Here is a 4609-nt window from a genome sequence, read left to right on the forward strand (position 1 = left end):
GAAGCGCTCCTGATCTCGGGCGTTGCGCTTGTCGTAGAAACGGGTGCGGCTCCCCCCGTAGCGGTTCTCCAACTTGCTCGCCCTGCTCGACGACGCAGGACGCTCCGGCGTCGTCTGCGCCGCAGGTGCCGGTGCGGCCGATGCCGCAGCCTCCGGCGCGCCCGTCTGGGCGCCTGCCTGTGCTGCCACCTCGGCGGCGACCTCCGCGCGGCGACGGCGCCGCTCCCGGATCTCCGCCCACACGAAGTAGGCCAGACCCAGCGGCACCATCACACCGAAGGCGATCCACTGCAGCCCGTAGGACAGGTAGGGCCCGGAGTCCAGGTTCGGCAGGTCCAGCGCCGACATCGTGCCCGACGGGTCGGCGGTCGCCACCGAGGCGTCGTCGAGCTGCACGTAGTCGGCCGCCAGGTCCAGACCCACGGTGTCCCCGACCATCGCGGTGCTCATGCCGTAGACCTGCAGGCGGCCGTCGGCGGCCATCGGGTCAGTGCCCGGCACGGCCTCCGACATGCGCACGTACCCGGTCACCGTGACCGGCGTGGAGGTGGCCGCCGGGACGTCCGGCGCGGCAGAGCCGTCGACCGGGCGGTCCCAGCCGCGGTTGACCAGCACCGTCATCCCGTCGTCCATCCGGAACGGGGTCAGCGCGTGGTAGGCGGGGCGCCCGTCGACCGGCCGGTTACGCAGCAGCACCTCGTCGTCGACGAGGAAGCGCCCCTGCATCTCCACGCGGGTCCACTCGCTCTCCTCCCCCGCACTCGACCCGTCGGCGGGCAGCACGTCCGCCGCCGGCACCGGGTCCTGTTCCAGGCCGGCACTGAGCCGGTCGTTGAACTCGTTGGTGTCGCGGTTCTTGCCCAGCTGCCAGGGAGCCAGGACGGTGAAGGCCACGTAGGCGAAGGCCACCGCCACCACGGCGGTGATCACCCACCCCGGGGTCAGGAAGGAGCGCCACCCGGTGCGACGTCGGCGGCCACCGGCCGTCGGAACGTCCGCCCCTCCGTCGGGTGGCGAAGCGGGCGCAGAGGACGGGTCGGTCACTGGCTCAGACACGTCCACGAGTCTAGTCCGCCACCGTGGACATCCGACAGTCACTCACCGGAGCGACGCAGCCGCACACCGAACCAGGCGGCGACGGCCACCGCGATCAACGCGATCGCGCTGGGGATCGCCGAGGACGGGGTCGTGACGAAGGACACGAGCGCGTTCTGATCGTCATCGTCCCCGTCGTCGGAGGTGCCGCGGATGGTGACCTCACCGTCACCGTCGTCGGCCTGCGCACCCTCCGGTACACCGTCCTCGTCCTCGGGCATGTCGCCGAGGCCGTCGGCGTCGCCGTCGCAGCCGTCGGCCAGCGCGGCGCGGAAGGTCAGCGGATCCATCTGCGAACCCGCCTCGTAGAACGAGCCCATCGCCGAGGAACCGTCCTGTGTGAGCGTCACCGACGCATTACCGTCGAGGATGCCCTCGCTGACCCCGGCCTGCGACACCGCCAGCGAACCGACCTCGATCCGGCCGTAGTCGTGCGGGTTTCCGTCGGTGTCGTTGGAGGTGACGTCGGCCACCAACGTGCCGGTGGAGCCGGACAGGCGGATCTCCGGGTTGGCCACGGTGGTGTCCAGCACCCCGTCGTGTCCGGTGAAGTTCACCGACCCGGCGAAGGACAGCACACCGTCGTTGACCTGGTCGTCCTCGACGGAGACGGTGCCCTCGTTACCGGAGAAGACGAAGGCGCCGTCGCTGTAGACGGTCTCGCCACCGGTGGTCCACCCACCGTTGGCGATGCTGCCGCTGATGTAGCTGCGGAAGGACTCGCGCACACCCCAGCCCATGCGGGCGTCCACGACGCGGTTCGCCGTGTCGTCCTTCGCGTCGCAGGTGGTGTCCGCCGAGCCCGCGGCACCTGCCGTGCTCGCCGCACCGGCGGTGAGCGCCAGGTCCGGGGTGCCCGAGCCGGACGCTGCGGCACCCATGCCCGTGCCGGTACCTGTACCGCCGGTGGCCGGGGACGCCGCGGCGAGCTCGCCGAGGCCGGTGGTGGCGCAGTCGGAGCCGTCGGTCTGCAGGGTGACGTTCAGCGGGTCGGCCTCGTTGTTGCCCTCCCCGTAGTTGCCGCCGAAGGCGGTGTTGCCCTCGGCGGTGATGTAGCCGGGCCCCGTCAGGTTGACGGTCCCCGCACCGGTGGCGGCGATCGGCTGGTCGAGGGTGAACTCGGCGATGGCGACCTGGCTGCCGGTGTCCGCACCGGTGACCGCCGCGCCCGGCGAGAAGCTGCTGACCGTGCTGGAGCGGTAGTCCGCGATGAACTGGGCGCGGGTGCCACGGACCTTGACGGACATATTCGACAGCGTGATGTCGAGCGCGCCGAAGTGGCCGTTCATGTGGATCGAGCCGGCCAACGGGATGTCGGCGTCCTGCCCGGAGAGCTGTGCCGATGCAGGATCACCGGTGAAGTCGAACTGGCCGGTGCCGCGGGGCTCGCCGGAGAATCCGACGCCGTCGAGGTCCCAGCCGCCCATCGCGATGGGGCCGTTGAGGTAACTGCGGAAGGACTGCTTGATACCCCACCCGGCCGATGCCGAGGTGACCTGACCGCACGTGGCGGTGTCGCCGGACGGCTGGGTCTGTGACTGTGCTTGGGCCTGGGTCTGGGCGGCGGGGGCCGTCGCTGTAGCTGCCTCCGTAGCGGCTGCCGCGGCGGTCTCGGGCTGCCCCGCGGAGCGCGCCACGGTCACCGAGTCGCCGACGGTGTTGGTCCCCGCGGCGGGCACGGTGGACAGGTTCAGCGAGAACCGGTCGCCGTCGTTCTTGCCCTCCCCGTAGTTGCCGAGCAACGCCTGGTTGAGGTTCTCGTGGATCCAGCTGTCGCCGGCCAGCGTGGCGGTGCCCTCGACGCCGCTGGCCTGGCTCAACGTCTCGTCCAGCGCGAAGGTCGCCACCGGCGACGCGGTGAACGCCGGCGGGCCGCCGGCCATGCTGACCACCGCGTCGGCCTCCGCAGCAAGGTAGCGGCCGTCGGCGATGAGCTGGGCCTGTCCGCCGCGGACCTGCAGGACCAGGTTGGACAGGGTCACGTTGATCAGCCCGCCGTGGCCGACCAGGCTCACCGAGCCCTGCAGCGGCAGGTCGGCGTCATCACCTTGTACGGCGGCCGAGGACGGGTCGACGGTGAAGTCGAAACTGCCGTCCTCACCGTTGGACGTCCCGGAGAAACCTACACCGTCCAGCGTCCAGTGCCCGCCGGCGATCGGCCCGGTGAGGTAGTTGCGGAAGGACTGCTTGATCCCCCAGGAGAACGAGCCCTGGGACACCGCCGCAGGCTGCGAGTCACCCTGGGTCCCCTCCTGAGCTACAGAGGTCTGCGCCGCAGCCGCCGGCGTGAGTGCCGACGGGGCCGCCACGGCGAGCGGAATAGCCGCGACAACGGCCACGAGAGAGGCGGAGGAGGCGATGCGCAGCGACCGCCCTGAGCTGCGCAGGGGTGGGAGAACGGGCGACAGAGGGTTCACGGGTCTGCACTTTCCTGGAAACGTCTAGAAACACATCGATGTTCAGTTAGGTAAGGCTAGTCGATCAACCCATAACTATCACCACCGGGTGCCCCCCTCTTCCGCTTATGCCCCAGCTCGTCGCACCGGACCGCTCCCCCGGACCACACGGGTCACCCCTCCCTGCCATTTTCGTTCCGCAAATAAATGAGAGTACTTCGTCCCGTATAAAAACACATTGAAATCGGAAACTCGAAGTTAATCATCACGGAACCGACCGGAGATCCCTTCCCAAGAAAATAGGAAAGGAAACCACAGACGTCTGACCGACGTACGAGAACTCAGCTCCCCTCCGCACCGGACCGTACGGAAAGAACCCACCGAAGGCCTATGACCAGATACATCCTGAGGAGTGCCGCCAGGTGGCTCGCCGTGATCGTCATCGCGACGAACCTCGCATGGTTCCTCGCCGCCGTCTTTCTCGACCCACGCTCGAATTTCATGGGACGGCGCCCACCATTGAGCGACGGACAGATCGAGGACATTCTCGTGCCGCTCGACCTCAGTCCCACCCAGCCGATGCCGGAAAGGTGGTGGGCTTGGATCTCCGGCATCGTCCTTCACTGGGACTGGGGAACGTCCCCGCTGGGCGACAGCGTCAACGATCAGGTCGGTTACCGGATGTGGACGTCGGCACAGCTGATGATCGGAGCCACCGTCCTGTCGGTCATCATCGGAGTGGGCATCGGGCTCTACACCGCGTCCCGGCAGTACCGGACCGGAGACCGGGTCTGGCAGGGAATATCGATCGTGACGATCAATCTCCATATCGTCGTGGTCTCCGTCGCGGTCGTGGCCCTGGGCCGTGGTGTCAACGAGTTGCTCGGTACCCGGGTCTTCTACGTCACCGGCGCCCGTTCCCCGGATGTCAGCGGACTCCTGCCCACCGTCGTCGACGTCTTCCAGCATCTCGCACTACCCACACTGTCCCTGGTGATCATCACCTACGCCGGCTACCACATGCTCCAGCGCAGCCTGCTGCTGGACAACCTCAGTGCCGACTACGTCCGTACCGCACGTGCGAAGGGGCTGCCCCGGTCGACCGCGATCCGGAAGCA

The 4609-nt window shown here is 68.6% G+C and carries 3 protein-coding genes; 1 reads left to right on the forward strand and 2 read right to left on the reverse strand.

Annotated features, from left to right (window positions below; genetic code table 11):
• Window positions 1–1056: SURF1 family cytochrome oxidase biogenesis protein (locus tag ACT3S3_RS15110; RefSeq protein WP_301443826.1), on the reverse strand; the 1056-nt coding region annotated here is incomplete at its 3' end.
• A gap of 38 nt (window positions 1057–1094) precedes the next feature.
• On the reverse strand, window positions 1095–3512 hold the full coding sequence (locus ACT3S3_RS15115; protein WP_444627003.1) for an HtaA domain-containing protein: 2418 nt from the start codon (window positions 3510–3512) through the stop codon (window positions 1095–1097).
• A gap of 369 nt (window positions 3513–3881) precedes the next feature.
• Between ACT3S3_RS15115 and ACT3S3_RS15120 the strand changes: the two genes are divergently transcribed.
• Window positions 3882–4609, forward strand: a 728-nt coding sequence (locus tag ACT3S3_RS15120; RefSeq protein WP_444627004.1) for an ABC transporter permease, incomplete at its 3' end; no start/stop codon positions are given.

Origin of the sequence: Corynebacterium sp. AOP40-4SA-5, from assembly GCF_052377355.1 — a bacterium.
Lineage (GTDB): Bacteria > Actinomycetota > Actinomycetes > Mycobacteriales > Mycobacteriaceae > Corynebacterium.